Source organism: Streptomyces sp. NPDC087420 (assembly GCF_044744165.1).
GTDB lineage: Bacteria > Actinomycetota > Actinomycetes > Streptomycetales > Streptomycetaceae > Streptomyces.
The window spans coordinates 189,790-215,307 of the sequence record NZ_JBIUXU010000004.1 but is presented as its reverse complement, the minus strand read 5'-3'; the positions used below and the strand labels follow the sequence as shown (position 1 = coordinate 215,307).

Annotated in this window: 20 protein-coding genes; 19 read left to right on the top strand and 1 reads right to left on the bottom strand. The window is 71.1% G+C overall.

The features are described from left to right. Nucleotide 1 precedes the first annotated feature (1 nt). From ACIO1C_RS09575 to ACIO1C_RS09510, 14 genes are all read left to right on the top strand, one after another. Nucleotides 2-1,960: a peptidoglycan D,D-transpeptidase FtsI family protein gene (locus ACIO1C_RS09575; protein WP_401860357.1), complete on the top strand. Its 1,959-nt coding sequence runs from the start codon at nt 2-4 to the stop codon at nt 1,958-1,960. Between the two features lie 59 nt (nt 1,961-2,019). Next, on the top strand, nt 2,020-3,783 hold the full coding sequence (locus ACIO1C_RS09570) for a UDP-N-acetylmuramoyl-L-alanyl-D-glutamate--2,6-diaminopimelate ligase (protein ID WP_401860355.1): 1,764 nt from the start codon (nt 2,020-2,022) through the stop codon (nt 3,781-3,783). 4 nt (nt 3,784-3,787) lie between these two features. Further along, nucleotides 3,788-5,221 carry a UDP-N-acetylmuramoyl-tripeptide--D-alanyl-D-alanine ligase gene (gene murF, locus ACIO1C_RS09565; RefSeq protein WP_401860352.1) on the top strand — a complete coding sequence of 478 codons (1,434 nt, stop codon included), beginning with the start codon at nt 3,788-3,790 and terminating at the stop codon, nt 5,219-5,221. Then, complete coding sequence (gene mraY, locus ACIO1C_RS09560) at nt 5,218-6,288, top strand: phospho-N-acetylmuramoyl-pentapeptide-transferase (protein WP_401860349.1); 1,071 nt, start codon at nt 5,218-5,220, stop codon at nt 6,286-6,288. The genes murF and mraY overlap by 4 nt, the downstream gene beginning before the upstream one ends. 47 nt (nt 6,289-6,335) lie before the next feature. Then, nucleotides 6,336-7,745 (top strand): UDP-N-acetylmuramoyl-L-alanine--D-glutamate ligase, encoded by a 1,410-nt coding sequence (murD, locus tag ACIO1C_RS09555; protein WP_401860346.1) that lies wholly within the window; start codon nt 6,336-6,338, stop codon nt 7,743-7,745. Nucleotides 7,746-7,861: 116 nt separating this feature from the next. Continuing rightward, nucleotides 7,862-9,505 carry a putative lipid II flippase FtsW gene (ftsW, locus tag ACIO1C_RS09550; RefSeq protein WP_401860343.1) on the top strand — a complete coding sequence of 548 codons (1,644 nt, stop codon included), beginning with the start codon at nt 7,862-7,864 and terminating at the stop codon, nt 9,503-9,505. 6 nt (nt 9,506-9,511) lie between these two features. Beyond that, nucleotides 9,512-10,606, top strand: coding sequence for an undecaprenyldiphospho-muramoylpentapeptide beta-N-acetylglucosaminyltransferase (gene murG / locus ACIO1C_RS09545; protein ID WP_401860340.1), 1,095 nt, complete (start codon nt 9,512-9,514; stop codon nt 10,604-10,606). 35 nt (nt 10,607-10,641) lie between these two features. After that, complete coding sequence (locus ACIO1C_RS09540) at nt 10,642-11,439, top strand: cell division protein FtsQ/DivIB (RefSeq protein WP_401860337.1); 798 nt, start codon at nt 10,642-10,644, stop codon at nt 11,437-11,439. A 276-nt stretch (nt 11,440-11,715) separates the two neighbouring features. Continuing rightward, complete coding sequence (gene ftsZ / locus ACIO1C_RS09535; protein WP_401860335.1) at nt 11,716-12,924, top strand: cell division protein FtsZ; 1,209 nt, start codon at nt 11,716-11,718, stop codon at nt 12,922-12,924. Further along, nucleotides 12,921-13,703, top strand: a complete 783-nt coding sequence (gene pgeF / locus ACIO1C_RS09530) for a peptidoglycan editing factor PgeF (RefSeq protein ID WP_401860332.1) — start codon at nt 12,921-12,923, stop codon at nt 13,701-13,703. Before ftsZ ends, pgeF begins: the two co-directional genes overlap by 4 nt. Next, nucleotides 13,700-14,419, top strand: a complete 720-nt coding sequence (locus ACIO1C_RS09525) for a YggS family pyridoxal phosphate-dependent enzyme (RefSeq protein ID WP_401860330.1) — start codon at nt 13,700-13,702, stop codon at nt 14,417-14,419. Before pgeF ends, ACIO1C_RS09525 begins: the two co-directional genes overlap by 4 nt. A gap of 124 nt (nt 14,420-14,543) precedes the next feature. After that, the gene (locus tag ACIO1C_RS09520; protein WP_161312328.1) at nt 14,544-15,155 is read left to right on the top strand and encodes a cell division protein SepF; all 612 of its coding nucleotides are present in this window, start codon (nt 14,544-14,546) and stop codon (nt 15,153-15,155) included. A gap of 89 nt (nt 15,156-15,244) precedes the next feature. Beyond that, a complete protein-coding gene (locus tag ACIO1C_RS09515; RefSeq protein WP_356432106.1) occupies nt 15,245-15,535 on the top strand; it encodes a YggT family protein in 291 nt (96 codons plus the stop codon). A 72-nt stretch (nt 15,536-15,607) separates the two neighbouring features. Further along, a complete protein-coding gene (locus ACIO1C_RS09510) occupies nt 15,608-16,882 on the top strand; it encodes a DivIVA domain-containing protein (RefSeq protein ID WP_401860326.1) in 1,275 nt (424 codons plus the stop codon). A gap of 225 nt (nt 16,883-17,107) precedes the next feature. Here the strand turns inward: ACIO1C_RS09510 and ileS are convergent, their stop codons facing one another. After that, complete coding sequence (gene ileS, locus ACIO1C_RS09505; protein ID WP_401860323.1) at nt 17,108-20,266, bottom strand: isoleucine--tRNA ligase; 3,159 nt, start codon at nt 20,264-20,266, stop codon at nt 17,108-17,110. A 647-nt stretch (nt 20,267-20,913) separates the two neighbouring features. Between ileS and ACIO1C_RS09500 the strand changes: the two genes are divergently transcribed. From ACIO1C_RS09500 to ACIO1C_RS09480, 5 genes are all read left to right on the top strand, one after another. Then, nucleotides 20,914-21,726 (top strand): TraR/DksA C4-type zinc finger protein, encoded by an 813-nt coding sequence (locus ACIO1C_RS09500; RefSeq protein WP_401860321.1) that lies wholly within the window; start codon nt 20,914-20,916, stop codon nt 21,724-21,726. A 59-nt stretch (nt 21,727-21,785) separates the two neighbouring features. Beyond that, entirely contained in the window at nt 21,786-22,346 is a 561-nt protein-coding gene (gene lspA, locus ACIO1C_RS09495; RefSeq protein ID WP_401860319.1) for a signal peptidase II, read from the top strand. A gap of 17 nt (nt 22,347-22,363) precedes the next feature. Then, the gene (locus tag ACIO1C_RS09490) at nt 22,364-23,305 is read left to right on the top strand and encodes an RluA family pseudouridine synthase (RefSeq protein ID WP_401860316.1); all 942 of its coding nucleotides are present in this window, start codon (nt 22,364-22,366) and stop codon (nt 23,303-23,305) included. Then, a complete protein-coding gene (locus ACIO1C_RS09485; RefSeq protein WP_401860314.1) occupies nt 23,302-23,799 on the top strand; it encodes a GNAT family N-acetyltransferase in 498 nt (165 codons plus the stop codon). Before ACIO1C_RS09490 ends, ACIO1C_RS09485 begins: the two co-directional genes overlap by 4 nt. A gap of 124 nt (nt 23,800-23,923) precedes the next feature. Further along, nucleotides 23,924-25,510, top strand: a complete 1,587-nt coding sequence (locus ACIO1C_RS09480) for a Na+/H+ antiporter (protein ID WP_401860312.1) — start codon at nt 23,924-23,926, stop codon at nt 25,508-25,510. The last annotated feature ends 8 nt before the right edge of the window (nt 25,511-25,518 follow it).

The following is a 25,518-nucleotide window of genomic DNA, read 5'->3' as shown; positions in this document are numbered from 1 at the left end:
AGTGCCCCCCAAGGAACCACCGCACCGCCGGGTCCCCGGCCCCGCCAGGACCGGGAACGCCGCGCGCCCCCGGACCCCCGGCCACCCCGCCCCGCCCCGCCGCCGCGCCGGCGCCCGCCCGCCCAACCGGATCAGGCTCGGCAACCCCCGCCCCCGGCTGCGCCTGGTCAGCCTCGGCCTCACCCTCGTGATGCTCGTGTTCGTCGTACGGCTGCTCCAGGTGCAGGCCGTCGACGCCCGCGCGTACGCCGCCAAGGCGGAGAAGAGCCGCTACCTCAGCCACACCCTGGAGGCGGAGCGCGGCGAGATCACCGACCGCTCCGGGATCGCCCTCGCCGACAGCGTCGACGCCTACGACATCACCGCCGACCCGCTGATGTTCACCCCCGACTCCACCCAGGTCCCCGACGCCCCCGAACAGGCCGCCGCACTCCTCGCCCCGATCCTCGGCGTCGACACCGGCGACCTGATCACCAAGCTCAAGACCCCCAAGTCCCGCTACGCCGTGCTGGCCCGCCGCCAGACCCCGCAGGTCTGGAACCAGATCAAGGACCTCAAGAGCGTCCTCGCCAGCAAGGCGAGCAAGGCCAACCAGGGCGTGCCCCCGAAGATGGCGCGGAGCAGCGTCCTGGCCGGTGTCTTCCAGGAGGCCAGCAGCAAGCGGATCTACCCCAACGGCGATCTCGCCGCCGGGATACTGGGCTACGTCAACGCCGCCGGCCACGGCGCCGGCGGGGTGGAGTCCATGCTGGACAAGGAGCTGGCGGGCGAGGACGGACAGGTCACCTTCGCCCAGTCCGGCGGGCACCGCGTGCCCACCGCGACCTCCAGGGAGAAGCCCGCCGTGCCCGGCTCCGGCATCGAGCTGACCATCGACCGGGACATCCAGTGGGCCGCCCAGCAGGCCATCGCCGACCAGGTCCAGAAGTCCAAGGCCGACCGCGGTTACGTGGTGGTCCAGGACACCAGGACCGGCGAGGTCCTGGCCATGGCCAACGCCCCCGGCTTCGACCCGAACGACTTCTCCGAGGCCAAGGCGGCCGACATGGGCAACGCCGCGCTCCAGGACGCGTACGAACCCGGCTCCACCGCCAAGATCATGTCCATGGCCGCCGTACTGGAGGAAGGCGTCGCCACCCCGCTGACCCACGTCGTCGTCCCCAACCGGCTGCACCGCGGCGACCGGCTCTTCAAGGACGACATCGACCACCCCACCTGGAACCTGACCCTCAACGGCGTCCTCGCCAAGTCCAGCAACATCGGCACGATCCTGGCGACGGGACAGCTCGGCACGACCCAGGAGAAGGCCAACCAGGTCCTCTACTCGTACCTGGACAAGTTCGGCATCGGCCGGCCCACCGGGCTAAACTATCCCGGGGAGACCCAGGGCATCCTCGCCGAGCCGCAGGACTGGTCGACCTCGCAGCAGTTCACCATCCCCTTCGGCCAGGGACTCTCCCTCAACGCCATGCAGGCCGCGTCGGTCTACTCGACCATCGCCAACGGCGGCGTACGGACCGAGCCCACCCTCATCCGCGGCACGAAGGGCCCCGACGGCCGCTTCACCCCGGCCCCCGCGCCCAAGAAGACCCGGGTCGTCAGCGAGAAGACCGCCAAGACCGTCGCCACCATGCTGGAGTCGGTCGTCGGCAACGAGGAAGGCACCGGCACCAAGGCCCGTATCCCCGGCTACCGCGTCGCGGGCAAGACGGGTACGGCCAACCGGGTCGATCCCGAGCTGGGCCGCTACAAGGGCTACACCGCCTCCTTCGCGGGCTTCGCGCCCTCGGACGACCCGCGGATCACCGTCTACTGCGCCATCCAGAACCCGACCACGGGCAGCTACTTCGGCGGCCAGATCTGCGGACCCATCTACAAGAAGGTCATGGAGTTCGCGCTCAAGACCTTGCAGGTCGAACCGACCGGAACCGCCCCCGCCCGACTGCCGGTCACCTTCTAGACGGGCCGGCCCACAGCCGGCCCGTCGCCGCCCGGCGCGTGACCCCAGGGAAAGCCCCAGTGACAACCATCACCCCCGATTCCGGGAACCGCCCCACCCCTCCCGACGGCCCCGACGGCACGGGCCGCTCACTTGGCCCGCGCCCCTCCGGGCCCGGTACGCTCACCGCCGTGCCACACGCTGATCAGTACAGAACCGCCCCCGAGGACGCCCCTGTGAACCAGCCGGGGGCGCCCCGTCCGGACCGGGTCCGGCCCACCTCCCTCGCCGAGCTCGCCGTCAGGCTGGGCGCCGAGGCGGCCCCGGGCGCCGCACCGGACGCCTCACCGGGACCCGGTGCGGCGACGGGCATCACCCACGACTCACGGGCGGTACGGCCCGGCGACGTGTACGCGGCCCTCGCCGGGGCCCGCGTCCACGGCGCCGACTTCGCCGCCCAGGCGGCGGGACTCGGCGCCGCCGCGATCCTGACCGACCCCGCCGGGGCCGAGCGGGCCGCGGCCACCGGACTGCCCGTCCTGGTCGTCCCCGACCCCAGGGGCAGCATGGGCGAGCTGGCCGCCGAGATCTACGGACGGCCCGGCGAGGACCTGCTCCAGATCGGCATCACCGGCACCTCGGGCAAGACCACCACGGCGTACCTGGTCGAGGGCGGGCTGCGCGCGGCGGGCCACCGTACCGGCCTGATCGGCACCGTCGAGATGCGCATCGACGACAAACGCATCAAGTCCGAGCGCACCACCCCCGAGGCCACCGACCTCCAGGCCCTCTTCGCCGTCATGCGCGAACGCGGCGTCAGGTCGGTCGCCATGGAGGTCTCCAGCCACGCCCTGGTCCTCGGCCGGGTCGACGGCTGTGTCTTCGACGTGGCGGTGTTCAACAACCTCAGCCCGGAGCACATGGAGTTCCACTCCGGCATGGAGGACTACTTCCAGGCCAAGGCCCAGCTGTTCACCCCCCGGCGCAGCCGCCTCGGCGTCGTGAACCTGGACGACACCTACGGCCGCCGGCTCGTCACGGAGGCGACCGTCCCGGTCACGACCTTCTCCGCCGAAGGACGCCAGGACGCCGACTGGCGCGCCGAGGACGTCGAGATCGGCGCCCAGGGCTCGTCCTTCACCGCCGTCGGCCCCCAGGGGCAGCGGGTACGGGCCGCCGCGCCCCTGCCGGGACCGTTCAACGTCGCCAACACCCTCGCGGCGATCGTCACCCTGGCCGTGGCCGGGATCGACCCGCAGACCGCCGCCGACGGCATCGCCGCCGTCCCCGGGGTGCCGGGCCGCCTGGAGCGCGTGGACGCGGGACAGCCCTACCTCGCCGTCGTCGACTACGCCCACAAGACGGACGCCGTCGAATCGGTCCTGCGCTCCCTGCGCAAGGTCACCAAGGGCAAGGTGCACCTCGTCCTCGGCTGCGGCGGCGACCGCGACGAGACCAAGCGCGGGCCGATGGGCGCCGCCGCCGCCCGGCTCGCCGACACCGCCGTCCTGACCTCCGACAACCCCCGCTCCGAGGACCCCCTCGCGATCCTCGCCGCCATGCTCGCGGGCGCCGTCGGGGTACCCCTCGCCGAGCGCGGCGACATCCTGGTCGACGCCGACCGGGCCTCCGCCATCGCCACCGCGGTCTCCCGCGCCCGGGCCGACGACACCGTCCTGATCGCCGGCAAGGGCCACGAGCAGGGCCAGGACATCGCCGGAGTGGTACGGCCCTTCGACGACCGCCTGGTCCTGCGCGACGCCCTCGTACGCTCCCTCGGCCACGCGCCCGACCGCGGCGCCGCCGGTGACGAGCCCCGCCCCGAGAACAACAGTCAGGGATGACCCAGTGATCGCCCTCTCCCTCAGCGAGATCGCCGCCATCGTCGGCGGGCAGTCGCACGACATACCGGATCCGGCGGTCCGGGTCACCGGACCCGTCGTCATCGACTCCCGCGCGGTGGAGAAAGGCAGCCTCTTCGCCGCCTTCGCCGGCGAGCGGGTCGACGGCCACGACTACGCGCGGGGCGCCGTCGAGGAGGGTGCGGTGGCCGTCCTGGCCACCCGCGCCCTCCCGGGCGTCCCCGTGATCGTCGTCGACGACGTCGTCCAGGCCCTCGGCGCCCTCGCCCGCGCCGTCGTCGAACGCCTCGGCGCCACCACCGTCGCGCTCACCGGCTCCGCCGGCAAGACCAGCACCAAGGACCTCATCGCCCAGCTGCTCCGCACGAAGGGACCCACGGTCTGGCCGGACGGGAACCTGAACAACGAGATCGGCGTCCCGCTGACCGCCCTGCGCGCCGTCGAGGACACCCGCTACCTCGTCCTGGAGATGGGCGCCCGGTACCTCGGGGACATCCGCTACCTCACCGGACTCGTCCCACCCCGGATCGGCCTCGTCCTCAACGTCGGTACCGCGCACATCGGCGAGTTCGGCGGCCGCGAGCAGATCGCCGAGGCGAAGGGCGAGATGGTCGAGTCCCTGCCGCCCGCCGCCGGCGGTGGGGTGGCCGTCCTCAACGCCGACGATCCCCTCGTGCGCGCGATGAAATCCCGTACCGAAGCACGCGTGATCCTCTTTGGAGAGTCAGACGAAGCAGACGTACAGGCAGAGAACGTGCGCCTCACAGCCACCGGACAGCCCGCGTTCCGCCTTCGAACACCCTCCGGGTGCAGGGACGTGACGCTGCGGCTGTACGGTGAGCACCACGTGTCGAACGCGCTCGCCGCGGCCGCCGTCGCCCATGAGTTGGGCATGTCCGTCGACGAGATCGCCGAAGCGCTCTCCGAGGCGGGAACCCTCTCCCGCTGGCGTATGGAGGTCACCGAGCGCGCGGACGGCGTGACGATCGTCAACGACGCCTACAACGCGAACCCCGAATCCATGAGAGCCGCGCTCCGTGCGCTGGCCGCCATGGGCGGTGCCTCACGGGCCGAGGGGGGGCGTACCTGGGCGGTGCTCGGCCCGATGGCCGAGCTCGGGGACGAATCGCTCGCCGAGCACGACGCGGTCGGACGGCTCGCCGTCCGGCTCAACGTCAGCAAGCTCGTGGCGGTCGGGGGCAGGGAAGCGTCCTGGCTGCGACTGGGCGCTTACAACGAGGGTTCGTGGGGTGAGGAGTCGGTGCACGTGTCCGACGCACAGGCGGCGGTCGATCTGTTGCGCAGTGAACTGCGTCCGGGAGACGTCGTGCTGGTGAAGGCTTCCAGGTCGGCAGGTCTTGAGAGGGTCGCCCTGGCACTCCTCGAGAGCACCACCGAGGGCGAGGTCTCCGGCCGATGAGGCAGATCCTCTTCGCGGGAGCCATCGGGCTCTTCCTGACCCTGATCGGCACACCGCTGCTGATCAAGCTCCTGGCCCGCAAGGGATACGGGCAGTTCATCAGGGACGACGGCCCGCGCAGCCACGGCAGCAAGCAGGGCACGCCCACCATGGGCGGCATCGCCTTCATCATGGCCACGCTGATCGCCTACGCCCTGGCGAAGGTGATCACGGGCGAGAACCCCACCTTCTCGGGTGTGCTGGTCCTGTTCCTGATGGCGGGGATGGGACTGGTCGGGTTCCTCGACGACTACATCAAGATCGTGAAGCAGCGGTCGCTGGGCCTGCGGGCCAAGGCCAAGATGGCGGGCCAGCTGATCGTCGGCATCGCCTTCGCGGTGCTCTCGCTCCAGTTCGCCGACACCCAGGGGCTCACCCCGGCCTCCACCAAGCTCTCGTTCGTCACGGACTTCGGCTGGTCGATCGGCCCGGTGCTGTTCGTGGTCTGGGCGCTGTTCATGATCCTCGCGATGTCCAACGGCGTGAACCTGACGGACGGTCTGGACGGCCTGGCCACCGGCGCGTCCGTGATGGTCTTCGGCGCGTACACCTTCATCGGGCTCTGGCAGTTCCAGGAGTCCTGTGCCAACGCGGTGACGCTGACCAACCCCAACGCCTGTTTCGAGGTACGGGATCCACTGGACCTCGCGGTCGTCGCCTCCGCCCTGATGGGCTCCTGCTTCGGCTTCCTGTGGTGGAACACCTCACCCGCCAAGATCTTCATGGGTGACACCGGGTCACTCGCGCTCGGCGGCGCCCTCGCGGGCCTCGCCATCTGCTCCCGTACGGAGTTCCTGATCGCGCTCCTCGGCGGGCTCTTCGTCCTGATCACGATGTCCGTCGTGATCCAGGTCGGCTCCTTCAAGATGACCCGCAAGCGGGTCTTCCGCATGGCTCCCCTCCAGCACCACTTCGAACTCAAGGGGTGGTCCGAGGTCCTTGTCGTGGTCCGCTTCTGGATCATCCAGGGCATGTGCGTGATCGTGGGCCTCGGCCTCTTCTACGCGGGCTGGGCGGCGGACAAGTGATCCGGTCCGACAAGTGATCCGGACGGTCGAGTGAACAAGGCGGTCACGTGAACTGGCAGGGCAAGCGGGTCACCGTCGCGGGTCTCGGAGTCTCCGGGATCCCGGCGGCCCGGGTGCTGCGCGGCCTCGGCGCCGAGGTCACCGTCGTCAACGACGGCGACGACGAACGGTCCCGTACCCAGGCCGCCGGGTTGGCGGAACTGGGCGTCACGGTCCGGCTCGGCGACGGGGACACCCTGCCCGCCGGTACGGAACTGGTCGTCACCGCTCCCGGCTGGCGGCCGGACAAGCCGCTGTTCACGGCCGCCGCCGAGGCCGGGGTGGAGATCTGGGGCGACGTCGAGCTGGCCTGGCGGCTGCGGGGGCCCGGCGCGGCCCCCTGGCTCGCCGTCACCGGCACCAACGGCAAGACGACCACCGTCAGGATGCTCGCCTCGATCCTGACGGCGGCGGGACTGCGCACGGCCGCCGTCGGCAACATCGGCGTCTCGCTCCTGGACGCCGTGGCCGGCGGCGAGACGTACGACGTGCTCGCCGTCGAACTCTCCAGCTACCAGCTGCACTGGGCGCCGAGCCTGCGCGCCCACTCCGCCGCCGTGCTCAACCTCGCGCCCGACCACCTCGACTGGCACGGCTCCATGGAGGCGTACGCCGCCGACAAGGGCCGCATCTACGAGGGCAACCGGATCGCGTGCGTCTACAACGCGGCCGACCCGGCGACCGAGGACCTCGTCCGCGCCGCCGACGTCGAGGAGGGCTGCCGGGCGATCGGCTTCACCCTCGGTACGCCGGGGCCCTCCCAACTCGGCGTCGTGGACGGCATCCTGGTCGACCGCGCCTTCGTGGAGAACCGCCGGGACCAGGCCCAGGAGCTGGCCCACGTCTCGGACGTCGACCCGCCGGCCCCGCACAACATCGCCAACGCCCTCGCGGCGGCGGCCCTCGCCCGCGCGTACGGCGTCGGGCCCACCGCCGTACGCGACGGGCTGCGCGCCTTCCGTCCCGACCCGCACCGGATCGAACTGGTCGCGCGGACCGGCGACGTCACGTACATCGACGACTCCAAGGCGACCAACACCCATGCCGCGGAGGCGTCCCTGGCGGCCTACGACCCGATCGTCTGGATCGCGGGCGGCCTCGCCAAAGGCGCGACCTTCGACGACCTGGTCTCCGGGTCCGCGAAGCGGCTGCGCGCGGTGGTCCTGATCGGCGCCGACCGTGCGCTGATCCGGGAAGCCCTCGCGCGACACGCCCCCGAAGTCCCGGTGGTCGACCTCGACCGGACCGACACTGGAGCGATGCTGGCCGCCGTCCGCGAAGCGGCACGGCTCGCTCAGCCGGGGGACACCGTACTGCTGGCCCCCGCCTGCGCCTCGATGGACATGTTCACCAACTACAACAAGCGAGGCGAGGCGTTCGCGGACGCCGTCCGCGCACTCGCCGCCGAGCACGCCTGACCGGCCCGGCCCCCCGTGCCGTGCCGAGCTGTCCCGGGGACCCGGCCGCGGCACCCGTGCCGCGGCCCCCGGGCCTCCGGCAGCCGCGCCAGGCACGACTGGAGGGGACAGCGACGATGCCGGCCGACGACACCGTGGGACGGGACCCGCGCCCCGCGCCACGCGGAGCGGGCCTGACGGGCACTCCCGCCCTCGCGGGGGTGCCCGGCGCGGGAACGGGACCCGGCGACGGCGCGGAGGCCGCAGCGGGGTCCCTGGCCGTACCGGGCCCCCTCGCCAGGATCGCCGTCCTGGCGGGCCTCGGCCGCACCTCGGACCCCGGCCGGCTCGCCCGCCCGGGCCGGCCCTCCCGCCCCGGCCGCCTCCCCGGCGCGAGCCGCTTCCCGGGTACGAGCCGCCTGCCCGCGCTCGCGCTGCGCGGCAAGGCCCCCGGAGCGCCCGTACGGCGTCCCCCCGCCGCCCGCGGAAGGGGGAGCGGCACCCGCGCCCCCCGGCCGCCCCGGGGCGGCGGGATCAGGCGCAGGTTCGAACAGGCCAGGCGCACCTGGGACCGCCCGCTCACCGCGTACTACCTGATCCTCGGCAGCAGTCTGCTGATCACCGTCCTCGGACTGGTGATGGTGTACTCCGCCTCGATGATCAAGGCGCTGGAGCTGTCGCTGCCCGGCGCGTACTTCTTCCGCAAGCAGCTGTTCGCGGCCGGCATCGGCACCGCGCTGCTGCTGGTCGCCTCCCGCATGCCGGCCAAGCTCCACCGCGCCTTCTCCTACCCGCTGCTCGTCGGCACGGTCTTCCTCATGGCCCTGGTCCAGGTCCCCGGGATAGGGCAGTCCGTCAACGGTAACCAGAACTGGCTCTCCGTAGGAGGCCCCTTCCAGCTCCAGCCCAGCGAGTTCGGCAAGCTGGCGCTGATCCTGTGGGGGGCCGACCTGCTCGCCCGCAAACAGGACAAGCGGCTGCTCTCGCAGTGGAAGCACCTGCTGGTGCCGCTGGTCCCGGTCGCCTTCATGCTGCTCGGGCTGATCATGCTCGGCGGTGACATGGGTACGGCGATCATCCTCACCGCGATCCTCTTCGGCCTGCTGTGGCTGGCCGGGGCGCCCACCCGGCTCTTCGGCGGGGTGCTCGGCCTCGCGGGCGTGGTCGGGTTCATCCTGATCAAGACCAACGAGAACCGGTTGTCCCGGTTCTCCTGCGTGGGGGCGATCGACGTCGGCCCCAACGGCGAGTGCTTCCAGGCCGTGCACGGCATCTATGCTCTTGCCTCCGGCGGATGGTTCGGTTCCGGGCTCGGCGCCAGTGTGGAAAAGTGGGGCCAACTTCCCGAACCGCACACCGACTTCATCTTCGCCGTCACAGGGGAGGAACTGGGGCTGGTGGGGACGCTGTCGGTGCTCGCCCTGTTCGCGGCTCTAGGCTATGCGGGTATCCGCGTGGCCGGACGCACGGAGGATCCCTTCGTGAGGTACGCCGCGGGAGGTGTCACCACGTGGATCACGGCCCAGGCCGTGGTCAACATCGGTGCGGTGCTCGGTCTGCTGCCGATCGCCGGAGTCCCGCTGCCGCTGTTCTCCTACGGAGGATCGGCTCTGCTGCCGACCATGTTCGCCGTCGGGCTGCTGATCGCCTTCGCACGGGACGATCCCGCCGCGAAGGCGGCCCTGGCCATGCGGCAGCCTGTCTTCAGCAGGAAGCGGGCCGGGGTGAGATGGAAGACGATGAGACGGCGCGTCAAGAAGCGTCCGTCCGGAGAGCGGTGAATTTCGGTGCATGTCGTACTCGCCGGTGGGGGGACCGCCGGCCACATCGAGCCCGCGCTCGCCCTCGCGGACGCCCTGCGCAGGCAGGACCCCACCGTGGGGATCACGGCCCTCGGCACGGAGCGCGGCCTGGAGACCAGGCTCGTTCCCGAGCGGGGGTACGAACTGGGACTCATCCCGGCCGTACCGCTGCCGCGCCGCCCCACACCCGAGCTGATCACCGTCCCGGGACGGCTCCGCGGCACGATCAAGGCCGCCGAGCAGATCCTGGAGCGCACGAAGGCCGACTGCGTCGTCGGCTTCGGCGGCTATGTCGCGCTGCCCGGCTACCTCGCCGCCAAGCGGCTGGGCGTGCCGATCATCGTCCACGAGGCCAACGCCAGGCCGGGCCTCGCCAACAAGATCGGGTCGCGGTACGCGGCGGCGGTCGCCGTCTCCACGCCGGACAGCAAGCTGCGGGGCGCCCGGTACATCGGCATCCCGCTGCGCCGGACGATCGCCACCCTCGACCGCGCCCGGGTCCGTCCCGAGGCGCGCGCGGCCTTCGGCCTCGACCCCAACCTGCCGACCCTGCTCGTCTCCGGCGGCTCCCAGGGCGCACGCCGGCTCAACGAGGTGGTGCAGCAGGTCGCTCCGGTGCTCCAGCGCTCCGGAATCCAGATCCTGCACGCGGTCGGTCCGAAGAATGAATTGCCGCATGTGGACAACATGCCCGGAATGCCGCCCTATATCCCGGTACCGTATGTGGACCGGATGGACCTCGCGTACGCGGCGGCGGACATGATGCTCTGCCGTGCGGGCGCGATGACCGTCGCCGAACTCACCGCCGTCGGGCTGCCCGCCGCCTATGTGCCGTTGCCCATCGGCAACGGCGAACAGCGGCTCAACGCCCAGCCGGTGGTGAAGGCGGGCGGTGGACTGCTCGTCGACGACGCCGAACTGACGCCCCAGTGGGTGCAGGGCAACGTGCTGCCGGTGCTCGCCGATCCGCACCGGCTGTACGAGATGTCCCGCGCGGCCGCCGAGTTCGGCCGCCGGGACGCGGATGATCTGCTTGTCGGCATGGTGTACGAGGCGATTGCCGCACGCCGGCAGGCGTAGCGCGCCGCGAGGCGCCGAACCAGGGAGGCAGGAGCGTGGCCGGACCGACGACCGCCGCACGGGACGCGCGGGCGCAGGCGGAGTCCGGCCGCCCCGGACCGGGCGGCTCCCCGCCCGGCCGCCGCTTCCGGCTCCCCGGCCGGTACGTGCTGATCGCCCTGGCCGCCGGGACCGTCCTGGCCGCCGCCGGGATCTGGGTGCTGTACGGCTCGCACTGGCTGCGGGTCGAGCGGGTGAGCACGTCCGGCACGGACGTGCTCACCGTCGCGCAGGTGGAGGAGGCGGCCGCCGTACCGATCGGGTCGCCGCTCGTCTCCGTGGACACCGGCGCGATCGAGGAGCGGCTCCGGCGGAGGCTGCCGCGGATCGAAACGGTCGAGGCGACCCGGTCGTGGCCGCACGGAATCGGTCTGAAAGTGACCGAACGTCAGCCGGTACTGCTGATCGAAAAGGGCGGAAAGTTCATCGAAGTGGACTCCGGCGGTACTCGTTTCGCCACCGTCGGGAAGGCCCCGGAGGGCGTGCCCCTACTGAAATTGACGGGGAAACAGCCGACGGGGCAGCAGCGCTTCCCGGCGGACCGGCTGACCCGCGAGGCCGTACGGGTCAGGAGCGAACTCCCCGGGAAAGTCGCCGCGGACACCAGGGCGGTCCGGGTGCGTTCGTACGACTCGATCTCCCTGGAGTTGACCGGCGGACGTACGGTGATGTGGGGAAGCGGCGAGGACGGCGCGGCCAAGGCGCGTGCGCTCACCGCTCTCATGAAAGCAGCCCCTGAGGCGGGCCACTTCGACGTCAGCGCGCCCACCGCGCCCGCCTCGTCAAGGAGTTGACGCTCATATGTGCTGGCCAGCACCCTGGTTGGTCAGCGCTATGGGTGATCACATAGGGTGAAAAGAAAAACGGGAGGTTCGGCGTGTTCGTTGAACGTGCGCCACTTGTCGACTTAGTGTCCTGTTCGGAAGAGTCCTAGAAGCGGACACACAGGTAACCCTGAACTTTCGACGTCAGGGTTTGGGTCGGCGTTCCGGACCGTCCCATCGGCATCAGTCTCGCAGCGCGACTTCAGCGAAGCGACGACACGTAACTCGAGGCGAGAGGCCTTCGACGTGGCAGCACCGCAGAACTACCTCGCAGTCATCAAGGTCATCGGTGTCGGCGGCGGTGGTGTCAATGCCATCAACCGAATGATCGAGGTCGGTCTCAAGGGCGTCGAGTTCATCGCGATCAACACTGACGCGCAAGCCCTGTTGATGAGCGACGCCGACGTCAAGCTCGACGTCGGCCGCGAACTCACCCGGGGCCTCGGCGCCGGAGCCAATCCGGCGGTCGGTCGCAAGGCGGCAGAGGACCACCGTGAGGAGATCGAGGAGGTCCTCAAGGGGGCCGACATGGTCTTCGTCACCGCAGGCGAGGGAGGCGGCACCGGCACCGGTGGCGCGCCCGTGGTCGCCGCCATCGCGCGTTCGCTGGGCGCCCTCACGATCGGTGTGGTCACCCGCCCGTTCACCTTCGAGGGCCGCCGCCGCGCGAACCAGGCGGAGGACGGCATCGCCGAACTCCGCGAAGAGGTCGACACCCTCATCGTCATCCCCAACGACCGGCTGCTGTCCATCTCGGACCGCCAGGTCAGCGTGCTGGACGCCTTCAAGTCGGCCGACCAGGTGCTGCTCTCGGGTGTCCAGGGCATCACCGATCTGATCACCACACCGGGTCTGATCAACCTCGACTTCGCCGACGTCAAGTCCGTGATGTCCGAGGCGGGATCGGCGCTCATGGGCATCGGTTCGGCCCGCGGCGACGACCGCGCGGTGGCCGCCGCCGAGATGGCGATCTCCTCGCCCCTGCTCGAAGCGTCCATCGACGGCGCCCGCGGTGTCCTGCTCTCCATCTCCGGCGGCTCCGACCTCGGTCTCTTCGAGATCAACGAGGCGGCGCAGCTCGTGAGCGAGGCCGCCCACCCCGAGGCCAACATCATCTTCGGCGCCGTCATCGACGACGCCCTGGGCGACGAGGTGCGGGTCACCGTGATCGCGGCGGGCTTCGACGGCGGACAGCCGCCGACGCGCCGCGAGACCGTGCTCGGCGCCGGCAAGCGCGAGGAGCAGCAGGCCCCGCCGCGGTCCGCGGACAGCGGCCGGTCCACCGGCGGACTCGGTACGGTCCCGCCGCGCGACGACAGCCCGGCCAAGCCGGAACCGGCGCAGGCGCTCAACGAGAAGCCGCTCCCGCCGGTCGGCTCGCCGCACGTCCCGCCGGCCCGTCCGTACCAGGACACCCAGGTCGAAGAGCTGGATGTTCCGGACTTCTTGAAGTGATAGAGCGGCAGGACACCGAGAGCGGCGCGCACTTCGCCTTCACCGACAGGTGGGGCGGGGTGAGCGCCGTTCCGTACGAACAGCTCAATCTGGGCGGCGCGGTCGGCGACGACCCGGCCGCCGTACGGACCAACCGCGAACTCGCGGCGAAGTCCCTGGGCCTCGATCCGGGGCGGGTGGTCTGGATGAACCAGGTGCACGGCCGCGAGGTCGCGGTCGTGGACGGCCCGTGGCACGCGGCGGACGCGACGTTCCCCGCGGGCCCCGCGGCCCCCTCGGACATTCCGCCCGTCGACGCCCTCGTCACCGCGCGCGGTGGACTCGCCCTCGCCGTACTCACCGCGGACTGCGTGCCCGTGCTGCTGGCCGACCCGGTCGCCGGGATCGCGTCCGCCGCCCACGCCGGGCGCCCCGGGCTGGTCGCGGGGGTCGTGCCGGCCGCCGTCGAGGCCATGGTCGCGCTCGGCGCCGAACCGTCCCGGATCACCGCCCGTACCGGACCGGCCGTCTGCGGACGCTGCTACGAGGTCCCGGCGGCCCTGCGCGACGACGTCGCCGCGGTCGTACCGGAGTCCTGGGCCGAGACCAGCTGGGGCACCCCGGCCGTCGACGTCGTCGCGGGCGTACACGCGCAGCTCGGCGCGGTCGGGATCCAGGACCGGGGGCGTTCGGACTTCTGCACCCGCGAGTCGGGCGACCACTTCTCGTACCGCCGCGACCGCACCACGGGCCGGCTCGCCGGCTACGTCTGGCTCGACGGCCCGGACGGCACGGCATGACGGACCGCGGAACCGAACTCGCCGCCAACCTCGCGAAGGTGGAGGACCGGATCGCCGGCGCCTGCGCCGCCGCCGGGCGCGCGCGGGAGGAGGTGACCCTGATCGTGGTCACCAAGACCTACCCCGCGAGCGACGTCCGGATCCTGCACGGGCTGGGGGTGCGGGAGGTCGCCGAGAACCGCGACCAGGACGCCGGGCCCAAGGCCGCCGCCTGCCAGGATTTGTCGTTGACGTGGCACTTCGTCGGCCAGTTGCAGACGAACAAGGTCCGTTCCGTGGCGGGTTACGCCGATGTCGTGCAGTCTGTCGACCGGGTGAAGCTCGTTTCCGCCCTCTCCGCCGCGGCGGTCCGGGCGGAGCGCGAACTGGTCTGCCTGATCCAGGTCGCGCTCGACGCCGGTTCGGGCGAGCGCGGCGCGAGAGGGGGTGCGGCGCCCGACGGGATCGAGGAGTTGGCCACCGCGCTGGCCGGTGCGCCGGGTCTGCGGCTCGGCGGTCTGATGACTGTGGCGCCGCTGGCCGGACCGTACGCGGGACGGCAACAGGAGGCGTTCGAGCGGCTGCTGGAATTCTCATCCCGCCTGCGCGCGGACCATCCGGCTGCGAACATGGTGTCAGCAGGGATGAGTGCGGACCTCGAAGCAGCCGTCATGGCCGGAGCGACACATGTACGCGTCGGTACGGCGGTGCTCGGAGACCGACCTCGGCTCGGGTAACGTCGCGAAGCAAGTCGGACCACAGCAGAAAATATGGTCATTCCCGCCGATGGGCGGGTGGACCGAGTGGATCGCGGGCACTTGGTGACGAGGCCGATCCACCACAGAGCGGAGGACTCAGAGCATGGCCGGCGCGATGCGCAAGATGGCGGTCTACCTCGGCCTCGTGGAGGACGATGGGTACGACGGCCGGGGCTTTGACCCCGACGACGATTTCGAACCCGAGCCGGAGCCCGAGCGGGAGCACCGGCGCCACCAGCCCGTGCACCAGCAGGAGCGGGAAGAACCGGTGCGGATGGTCCAACCACCCGCGCAGCGCGAGCGCGAGCCGGTGCCCCTAGCGGTAGAAAACGGACGTCCGGCGCGAATCGCCCCCGTGGCATCCATCACACCTGAACGTCCGAGCCTGGAGAAGAACGCACCGGTGATCATGCCCAAGGTCGTGTCCGAGCGGGAGCCCTACCGCATCACCACGCTGCACCCGAGGACCTACAACGAGGCCCGTACCATCGGGGAACACTTCCGTGAGGGCACGCCTGTCATCATGAATCTCACGGAGATGGACGACACGGACGCGAAGCGACTTGTCGACTTTGCCGCGGGTCTTGTCTTCGGTCTCCATGGCAGCATTGAACGGGTGACGCAGAAGGTGTTCCTGCTGTCTCCTGCTAACGTCGATGTCACGGCGGAGGACAAGGCCCGCATCGCAGAGGGCGGATTCTTCAACCAGAGCTGAGAACACGGCACCGGGAACGACCCGGTCGCAGGGCGGGAACGATCCGGTCGCAAGGCCGGACCGGGGACCAGGGGAGAGGGAAGCACGGGATGGGCGTCGCACTAGAGGTGATCTACATCGTTCTGGTGTGTTTCCTCGTCGTGCTTATTTTCCGGCTGGTCATGGACTACGTCTTCCAGTTCGCCCGCTCGTGGCAACCCGGCAAGGCGATGGTGGTCGTCCTGGAGGCCACCTACACTGTCACCGATCCACCGCTCAAGCTTCTGCGGCGGTTCATTCCGCCGCTGCGTCTCGGGGGCGTGGCACTCGACCTGTCCTTCTTCGTTCTGATGATCATCGTGTACATCCTCATCTCGGTCGTGAGCGGTCTCGCGACGTGAGCGACCTGGTGAGGGGAATGTGAACGATACGGTCTTGCCGACTGCCGACGACTACGTAGAGGTGAAGAAGAGATGCCGTTGACCCCCGAGGACGTGCGGAACAAGCAGTTCACGACCGTCCGCCTCCGAGAAGGCTACGACGAGGACGAGGTCGATGCCTTTCTAGACGAGGTCGAGGCCGAACTGACGCGCCTCCTTCGTGAGAACGAGGATCTGCGCGCCAAGCTGGCCGCCGCCACGCGTGCCGCCGCGCAGAACCAGCAGCAGCAAGGCATGCGCAAGCCCCCCGAACAGCAGGATCGGCCCGGCGCCCCGGTGCCCGCCGCCATATCCGGACCGCCGCAGCAGCAGCAGCCCCCGCAGATGGGCCCGCCCCAGCTGCCCGGTGGTGCTCCGCAGCTTCCCGCGGGTCCGAGCGCCCACCCCGGCCACGGTGGTCCCCAGGGTCACGGCCCGCAGCAGGGCCAGCACGGCCCCGGTCCCATGCAGGGCGGCCCCATGGGCCAGATGCAGGGCCCCATGCAGGGTCAGATGCAGGGCGGCCCGATGCAGGGCGGCCCCATGCAGGGCCAGATGCAGGGTGGCCCGATGCAGGGTCAGATGCAGGGCGGACCCATGCAGGGCCAGATGCAGGGCGGTCCCATGGGTGGACCGATGGGCGGCCCCATGGGCGGCCACCCGCAGCAGCAACAGCTCGGCCAGGGTCCCGGCGGCGACAGCGCGGCACGTGTGCTCTCGCTGGCGCAGCAGACCGCCGACCAGGCGATCGCCGAGGCGCGTTCCGAGGCCAACAAGATCGTCGGTGAGGCACGCAGCCGCGCCGAGGGTCTGGAGCGGGACGCCCGTGCCAAGGCGGACGCGCTGGAGCGGGACGCCCAGGAGAAGCACCGCGTGGCGATGGGCTCCCTGGAGTCCGCGCGCGCCACGCTGGAGCGCAAGGTCGAGGACCTCAGGGGCTTCGAGCGTGAGTACCGTACGCGGCTGAAGTCCTACCTGGAGAGCCAGCTGCGCCAGCTGGAGACCCAGGCGGACGACTCGCTCGCACCGCCGCGTACGCCCTCGGCGCCCTCGCTGCCGCCGTCGCCCTCGATGGCTCCGGCCGGCGCGGGTGCGATGGGGCACTCCATGGGCAACGGGTCGATGGGCAACGGCTCCATGGGCAACGGGTCCATGGGTGGCTCGATGGGTCACGGCGGCCCGGCCGCGGGTCCGTCGTACGGCGGCCAGCAGCAGATGTCGCCCGCGATGACCCAGCCGATGGCACCGGTGCGGCCGCAGGCGCCGCAGCCGATGCAGCAGGCGCCGTCGCCGATGCGGGGCTTCCTGATCGACGAGGACGACAACTGAGGCCGCTTCGCGGTGCGTGACGCGTAGCCGTCGGCAGGCTGACGCTCAACAGGGCCGGGCCCGGGGTTTGATCCCCGGGCCCGGCCCTGTTCGTGTGTGGTGCGGTGGTGGCGCTGCGCGGGGCTTTTCCCCTACCCGCCCCTTCCCGAAACCGGGGCTCCGCCCCGGACCCCGGTCCTCAAGCGCCGGACGGGCTGAAAAATCAGCCCGTCCGGCGCTTGAGGGTTACGCCTTGCGCAGGTGGAACGTCAGGGACAGGCCCTCGTCCGTGAACGGGGCGCCGAATGTGTCGTCCGGGGCGTCCTCCGCGTAGTCCGTCGACAGGACCTCGTCCGCGATCAGGGCCGCGTGGTCCGTCAGCGCCGTACGGACCGCCTCGTCCGTCGTCCGCCAGCGCAGCGCGATACGGTCCGCCACGTCCAGGCCGCTGTTCTTGCGGGCCTCCTGGATCAGCCGGATCGCGTCACGGGCCAGGCCCGCCAGGCGCAGTTCGGGGGTGATCTCCAGGTCCAGCGCGACCGTCGCGCCCGAGTCGGAGGCCACCGACCAGCCCTCCCGCGGGGTTTCCGTGATGATCACCTCGTCGGGGGCGAGCGTGATCGTCTCGCCGTCCACCGTGACCGACGCCGTGCCCTCGCGCAGCGCCGCGGACAGCGCCGCCGCGTCCGCCTCGGCGACCGCCTTCGCGACCGCCTGGACGCCCTTGCCGAAACGCTTGCCCAGCGCGCGGAAGTTCGCCTTCGCCGTCGTGTCGACCAGGGAGCCGCCGACCTCGGCGAGCGTCGCGAGGGACGAGACGTTCAGCTCCTCCGTGATCTGCGCCCGCAGTTCGGCCGACAGCGCCTCGAAGCCCGTCGCCGCGATCAGGGCGCGCGAGAGGGGCTGGCGGGTCTTGACGCCCGACTCCGCCCGCGTCGCCCTGCCCAGCTCCACCAGGCGCCGTACCAGCAGCATCTGCTGGGAGAGGGTCGGGTCGATCGCCGCCAGGTCCGCCTCCGGCCAGTCCGCCAGGTGCACCGACTCCGGCGCGTCCGGCGTGACCGGTGTGATCATGTCCTGCCAGACCCGCTCGGTGATGAACGGCGTCAGCGGGGCCATCAGGCGGGTGACCGTCTCGACCACCTCGTGCAGCGTGCGCAGCGCAGCCTTGTCGCCCTGCCAGAAGCGGCGGCGCGAGCGCCGTACGTACCAGTTGGAGAGATCGTCGACGAACGCCGACAGCAGCTTGCCGGTGCGCTGGGTGTCGTACGCCTCCATCGCCTCCGTCGTCTGGTCGACCAGCGCGTGCAACTCGCTGAGCAGCCAGCGGTCCAGCAGCGGACGGTCCGCCGGGGCCGGGTCGGCCTCGCTCGGCGACCAGTTCGACGTACGCGCGTACAGGGCCTGGAAGGCGACCGTGTTCCAGTAGGTGAGGAGGGTCTTGCGGACCACCTCCTGGATCGTGCCGTTGCCGACCCGGCGCGCCGCCCACGGGGAGCCGCCGGCCGCCATGAACCACCGGACGGCGTCCGCGCCGTGCTGGTCCATCAGCGGGATCGGCTGGAGGATGTTGCCCAGGTGCTTGGACATCTTCCTGCCGTCCTCGGCGAGGATGTGCCCGAGGCAGACCACATTCTCGTAACTCGACTTGTCGAAGACGAGCGTGCCGATGGCCATCAGCGTGTAGAACCAGCCGCGGGTCTGGTCGATCGCCTCGGAGATGAACTGCGCCGGGTAGCGCTTCTCGAAGAGATCCTTGTTCTGGTACGGGTAGCCCCACTGCGCGAACGGCATCGAACCGGAGTCGTACCAGGCGTCGATGACCTCGGGCACACGCGTCGACGTCTGCCCGCAGTCGGGGCAGGCGAAGGTCACCTCGTCGATGTACGGGCGGTGCGGGTCGAGCCCGGACTGGTCGGTGCCGGTCAGCTCGGTCAGCTCGGCGCGGGAGCCCACACAGGTGAGGTGGTTGTCCTCGCAGCGCCAGATCGGCAGCGGGGTGCCCCAGTAGCGGTTACGGGACAGCGCCCAGTCCACATTGTTGTTCAGCCAGTCGCCGTACCGGCCGTGCTTGACGGAGTCCGGGAACCAGTTGGTCTTCTCGTTCTCCTCCAGCAGCCGGTCCTTGACCGCCGTCGTACGGATGTACCACGAGGGCTGCGCGTAGTAGAGGAGCGCGGTGTGGCAGCGCCAGCAGTGCGGATAGCTGTGCTCGTACGGCACATGACGGAACAGCACCCCGCGCTCGCGCAGATCCTCCGTCAGGGCTTCGTCCGCCTTCTTGAAGAAGACGCCGCCGACCAGCGGGACGCTCTCCTCGAAGGTGCCGTTCGGGCGGACCGGGTTCACGACCGGCAGGCCGTACGCGCGGCAGACCTTGAGGTCCTCCTCGCCGAAGGCGGGGGACTGGTGGACCAGGCCGGTGCCGTCCTCCGTGGTGACGTACTCCGCGTTGACCACGTAGTGGGCCGTGGTGCCCTCGGGGAAGTCGATCAGCTTGAAGGGCCGGTCGTACGTCCAGTACTCCATCTCGCGGCCGGTGAAGGAATCGCCGGTCACCTCCCAGCCCTCGCCGAGCGCCTTCGCGAGCAGCGGCTCGGCGACGACCAGCTTCTCCCGGCCGTCCGTCGCGACCACGTACCGCACGCCGGGGTGGGCGGCGACGGCGGTGTTCGACACCAGCGTCCACGGAGTCGTCGTCCAGACCAGCAGGGACGCCTCGCCCGCGAGCGGGCCCGAGGTCAGCGGGAAGCGGACGAAGACCGAGGGGTCGATGATCGTCTCGTAGCCCTGCGCCAGCTCGTGGTCGGACAGGCCCGTCTCGTCGCGGGGGCACCAGGGCGCCACCCGGTGGTCCTGGACCAGCAGGCCCTTGTCGAAGATCTCCTTGAGGGACCACCACACCGAGTCGACGTACTGCGGGTCCATGGTCCGGTACGCGTCGTCCAGGTCGACCCAGTAGCCCATGCGGGTCGTCAGCTCGGTGAAGGCGTCGGTGTGCCGGGTCACGGACTCCCGGCACTTGGCGTTGAACTCGGCGATGCCGTACGCCTCGATGTCCTTCTTGCCGGTGAAGCCCAGCTCCTTCTCGACGGCCAGCTCGACCGGCAGGCCGTGGCAGTCCCAGCCGGCCTTGCGCGCGACGTGGTAGCCGCGCATCGTGCGGAAGCGCGGGAAGACGTCCTTGAAGACGCGGGCCTCGATGTGGTGGGCGCCCGGCATGCCGTTGGCGGTGGGCGGGCCCTCGTAGAAGACCCACTCGGGGCGGCCCTCGGAGTGGGCGAGGGTCTTGTCGAAGATCTTGCCGTCGCGCCAGAAGTCGAGCACGGCGTGCTCCAGCGCGGGCAGGTCGACCTGGGCGGGCACCTGGCGGTACCGGGGCGGGGTCGCGGGCGTCGATGTCATCTGGTGGTCTTCCTCCGGCGGAACTGCGTCGTCTCCGTCGGAGGGACGAGAGCTGGGCTCCCGCGGTACCACCCTCCTTGGCCCCGGACGTGTGCCGCCCGTGGCCCCCTCATTGGGTCGCGCTGCCGGTTCTACTCGCCCGGGACCTACCTGGTGGTACGTCCCCGGACTTTCTTCCGGCGGCTCCGGGGTGATCCTTCGCCTCGCGCTCGCCCCCGGGCTCTCACCGTCCCCGGGTCGCTCATGGCCGCTCACGGGGTTACTCGTCCCCATCCACGCCTCTCGCTCCGTCCAGTGTACGGGGCGGGGCGGGGCGCGGCCGACGGGTTTTACGCCGGTCCGGCGCGGGGCGGCGTAGGTGGTCGCCGCCCCCGGGGAGCCGTACGGCCGAACGCCCGGCCCGAACGATGGAACGGGCGCACACGGGCTCCGGAGGCGCCCGCGTGGCGGATTACCGGGCGGCGAGGTGGGCACAACGGTGGGAGGCTCCTCTTGTCGCGGCACAGGCGGGGCCGGGGTCCCGTCCCACGAAGAACCGCCGGACAGGACCTCGGCGGCGGCGTGCCCCGTTGCCGCGGGGCTGGGGTCGATTTATCGTCCCAGCACGATTCGCGAGCAAGATCACCAAGTGTGAAGGGGCCGCGGCCATGATGGCGAAGAAGAGCGCCGCGAAGAAGACGACCGCGCCGAAGGCCGCGGCGAAGAAGGCCGCCGGGACCACGGTGAACACCGCGGCGGCCGACAGGACAGCGGCCGGGGACACACCGGCCGGGGGCGCGGCGCCCCAGGAGCCCGCGAGGAAGGCCCGGACCGGGAAGCCCGTGACGAAGAAGTCGGCGGGCAGGAAATCGGCGGCCGGGAAACCGGTGACCAAGAAGGCGGCGCCCGCCAGGGCGACCGGCAGGGCCACAAAACAGGCCGCGTCCGCGGCCGAGGGGGCGGCCGAGGCCGCGGAACAGACGGGAGCCAAGACGGTGACAGCGAAGAAGACCACGGGGGACAGGACACCGGCCACGGGAAAGGCCCCGGTCACGGCACCGGCCGCCGCCACGGCCGTACCGCCGGGGGAGCTGGCGGTACGGCCCGGCGAGGACCCCTGGACCCCGGAGGAGGTCGCGGAGGCCCGCTCGCTGATGGAGAGCGAGGTCACCCGGCTCCAGGCGGAGATCGCCTCGTCCGAGGCGTCGCTCGTCGGGCTCATGCGGGACTCCGGGGCGGGCGCCGGTGACGACGACGCCGACACCGGTACGAAGAACATCACCCGCGAGCACGAGATGTCCCTGGCAGCGAACGCGCGCGAGATGCTGGAACAGACCGAGCGGGCGCTCCTGCGCCTCGACGCGGGCACGTACGGGCTCTGCGAGGTCTGCGGCAAGCCCATCGGCAAGGCCAGGATGCAGGCGTTTCCGCGGGCCACCCTGTGCGTGGAGGACAAGCAGAAGCAGGAACGTCGAGGCTGAACTCGCACGCGTGTGTCGTACCCTCGTCCTCTATAAGACATCTAGGTTGAGGGACTCACGTGGCAGAGGCGGAGCGCGTCATCGGTACGCCGGATGTGGACGACGAGGCTGCGGCTCCCGCCGAGCGGCCGAAGGGGCGGCGCAGGATCGCCGCCCTCTTCGCCGTCGCCGTCGTGGCGTACCTGCTCGACCTCGGCAGCAAGATGCTCGTGGTGGCCAGGCTGGAGCACCACGAGCCGATCGACGTCATCGGCGATCTGCTGCGGTTCGAGGCGGTACGGAACCCTGGCGCCGCGTTCGGCATGGGCGAGGCCTTCACGGTGATCTTCACGGTGATCGCGGCGACCGTGATCGTGGTCATCGCGCGGCTGGCCCGCAAGCTCTACAGCCTGCCCTGGGCGATCGCCCTGGGGCTGCTGCTCGGCGGCGCGCTCGGCAACCTCACCGACCGGATCTTCCGCTCCCCGAGCCCCTTCCAGGGCGCCGTGGTCGACTTCATCGCGCCCGCGCACTTCGCGGTCTTCAACCTCGCCGACTCGGCGATCGTCTGCGGCGGCATCCTGATCGTGCTGCTGTCCTTCCGGGGCCTGGACCCCGACGGCACGGTCCACAAGGACTGACAAGGCATACTCGACGGGTGAGTCTTCCCGAGATCAGAACGCTGCCCGTGCCCGATGGCCTGGAGGGCGAGCGTGTCGACGCCGCCCTCGCCCGTATGTTCGGGTTCTCCCGTACGAAGGCGGCCGAGCTGGCCGCCTCCGGGAAGGTCCAGGTCGACGGCGCCGCGGTCGGGAAGTCCGACCGGGTCAGCGGCGGGGCCTGGCTGGAGGTGGAGCTCCCCGAGCCCGCCCAGCCGATACGCGTCGTCGCCGAGCCCGTCGAGGGCATGGAGATCATCCACGACGACGACGACATCGTGGTGATCGTCAAGCCCGTCGGTGTGGCCGCCCACCCCAGCCCCGGCTGGACCGGCACCACCGTCATCGGCGGTCTCGCCGCGGCCGGCTACCGCATCTCCACCTCGGGCGCGGCCGAGCGCCAGGGTGTGGTGCACCGGCTGGACGTCGGCACCTCGGGGCTGATGGTCGTCGCCAAGTCGGAGCGGGCGTACACGCTGCTCAAGGCGCAGTTCAAGGAGCGTGTCGTCGACAAGCGCTACCACGCGCTGGTGCAGGGCCACCCCGACCCGATGAGCGGGACGATCGACGCCCCGATCGGCCGGCACCCGAACCACGACTACAAGTTCGCGGTCACCGCCGAGGGCAAGCCGTCCGTCACGCACTACGACCTGATCGAGGCGTTCCGGTCGGCGTCCCTGCTGGACATCAAGCTGGAGACGGGCCGCACCCACCAGATCCGGGTGCACATGGCGGCCCACCGCCACCCGTGCGTCGGCGACCTCACCTACGGCGCGGACCCCACGCTGGCCAAGCGGCTGGGGCTCACCCGGCAGTGGCTGCACGCGGTGCGCCTCGGCTTCGAGCACCCGTCGGACGGCCGGTGGGTGGAGTACGCGAGCACGTACCCCGCCGATCTCCAGGGCGCGCTGGACCAGGTGAGGGCGGAGAGCAACGTATGACGGGCATGAGCACCGGCACCGATGGTGACCTGCTGGGACACGTCGTACGGGAGGCCACGGGACCGGCCGACCGGGAGGCGTGCTTCGCCGTCCGCAAAGAAGTCTTCGTCGTCGAGCAGGGCGTGCCCGAGGACCTCGAGTACGACGGCAGGGACGACGACGCGATCCAGGTGCTGGCCCTCAGGGACGACGGCCTGCCGCTGGGCACCGGACGGCTTCTGTACGGCCCCGGCGCGGCGGACAGGACCGGCGGGGACCTGAGCGTCGGCGCCCTGGGCCGCCTGGCGGTGAATCAGGCCGCACGTGGCCGGGGACTGGGCGCGGCCCTGGTCCGCGCCATCGAGGACGCGGCGCGTGAACGCGGCCTCACGGCGGTGGATCTGCACGCGCAGACCCATGCGCTGGGTTTTTACGAACGCTTGGGGTACGAGGCGTACGGACCGGAGTTCCTGGACGCGGGCATCCCGCACCGCTCGATGCGGCGCGCGCTGTAGTCGCGAGGGGAGCCCAGCCGGTCTCGTAGGCCAGGCCGGGCTCGCCGGAATCCCGCCGGGAGCATGGCAGGCTTGGCCGCCTGATCCAGCCTGACCGGGCTGCCGAGCCGCCGGAGGGCGCACCGTGGACCAGCTGGCCCTGCTGCTCGTGCTTCTGCTGGGGGCGGTGGTCACCGTACCGCTCGGGGAGCGGCTCGGCCTGCCGTCGCCGGTGCTGATGACGATCATCGGGATCGTCCTGGCCCTGCTGCCGTTCGTGCCGAACGTCGACGTCTCGCCGGACCTCATCCTTCCGCTGCTGCTGCCCCCGATCCTCTACGCCGCCGTCCAGCGCACGTCCTGGCGGCAGTTCACGGCCAACAAACGGCCCATCTTCCTTCTCGCCGTCGCGCTGGTGTTCGTGACGACCGCCGCGGTGGCCGCGGTGGCGAACGCCGTTGTCCCCGGCCTGCCGATCGCCGCCGCGCTCGTGCTCGGCGCGCTCGTCGCCCCGCCCGACCCGGTGGCCGCGACCGCCGTCGCCGGCTCTCTCGGACTGCCCCGGCGGCTGGTGTCGATCCTGGAGGGGGAGGGCCTGTTCAACGACGTCACGGCGATCGTGCTCTACCACGTGGCGATCTCGGCGGCGGTCAGCGGCACGTTCTCCTGGCCGGTGGCCGTCGGGCAGTTCGCGCTGTCCGCGGTGGTGGCCGTCGCGATGGGACTCGCGCTCGGCTGGGTCACCAACAAGCTGATGTCCCTGCTCGACGACGCGACCCTCCAGATCGGGCTGACGCTCCTGGTGCCGTTCGCCGCGTACGTCCTGGCGGAGGAACTGCACGGCTCGGGCGTCCTCGCCGTCCTCACCGTCGCTCTCTACCTGGCCGAACACTCCGCGGACGCCGACGACGTCATGGGGCGGCTGGCCGGGAACGCCTTCTGGCAGATCGTCGACACACTGGTGACCGGCATCGCCTTCGGCCTGATCGGGCTGGAACTCCACCAGGCCTTCGGCACCGGCGACGGCCGGGGAGGCGCGCTGCTGGGCTGGAGCGCCGCCGTGGTCGGGGTGGTCGTCGGGGTCCGGCTGCTCTACCTGATGCCGGCGACCTGGCTGGCGAAGCGTCTGCACAAACTCCGCGACTACGACGAGGAGATCCCCGTCAGCTGGCGCGAGACCGTGGTCATGTGGTGGGCGGGGATGCGCGGGGTGGCCTCGGTCGCGCTGGCGCTGGCGATCCCGCTCAAGACCGACAGCGGGGAGCCGTTCCCGGGCCGTGACGAGATCATCTTCATCGCGTTCGCGGTCATCATGACCACCCTGGTCTTCCAGGGGCTGACCCTGCCGTGGCTGGTACGGCGGCTCGGGGTACGGGCGGACACGGACGCCGAGCGCGAGCTGCTCAACATCCTCGCGGGGCGTGCCGCGAAGGCCGCGCGGCACCGGCTCAGGGAGATCGAGAGCGTCGAGGACCTGCCGGAGGAGCTGAGCGAGCGGCTGCTGCGGGCGGCGTTCGACCTGGGGGTGCGGATCAGCCCGGACATCGTGGACGACGAGCGGCGCGAGGGGTTCCGGCGGCGGGTGGACCGGATCAAGACCGTGCAGCGGATCCAGCGCGAAATGATGTCGGCGGCGCGGCACGAGATCCTGGCGGCGCGGAGTGAGCCGGGGGCGGATCCGGAGTTGGTGGACCGGGTGTTGCGGCACCTGGATGTGCACAGCATGAGGTAGCGCGGGGT